This is a genomic window from Neisseria sp. P0021.S007 (genome assembly GCF_051956855.1).
Window position 1 is genome coordinate 1 of the sequence record NZ_JBQCXA010001376.1, and the last position, 491, is coordinate 491.

The 491-nt window shown below is 49.5% G+C and carries 1 protein-coding gene; it reads left to right on the forward strand.

Annotated elements, in window-relative coordinates:
* A partial coding sequence (gene hemH / locus ACTHUR_RS19260; RefSeq protein WP_440400393.1) for a ferrochelatase occupies positions 1 to 444 on the forward strand: 444 nt, incomplete at its 5' end.
* Positions 445 to 491: the final 47 nt, after the last annotated feature.

Consider the following 491-nt stretch of genomic DNA (forward strand, 5'->3'; position numbering starts at 1 on the left):
GCCTATTGGAAAGAACACGGGCGCGGCGAGAAACTCATGTTGAGCTTTCACGGCATTCCGCAAAAAAATTACGATGACGGCGACCCGTATCCCGACGAATGCCGCCACACCGCAAAACTTCTTGCCCAAGCGCTCAACTTAAACGAACAAGAATACATCGTTTCCTTCCAAAGCCAATTTGGCAAAGCAAAATGGGTAACGCCCAGCACACAAGCCCTGTTTGACCAACTGCCCAAACAAGGCGTCAGCAAATTGGACGTATTCTGTCCGGGCTTTATGGCAGATTGTCTGGAAACCATGGAAGAGATCGCCATTATGGGGCGCGAGCAATTTCACGCAGCCGGAGGCAAAGAATACCGCTACATCCCCTGCTTGAACGACCACCCCGCATGGATTCAGGCTTTGACTGAACTGGTCAAAAACAATCTGCAAGGTTGGCAATGACCGGATACATCATGTTTCCAATGAACGCGTTACATTTGATTTAAGTC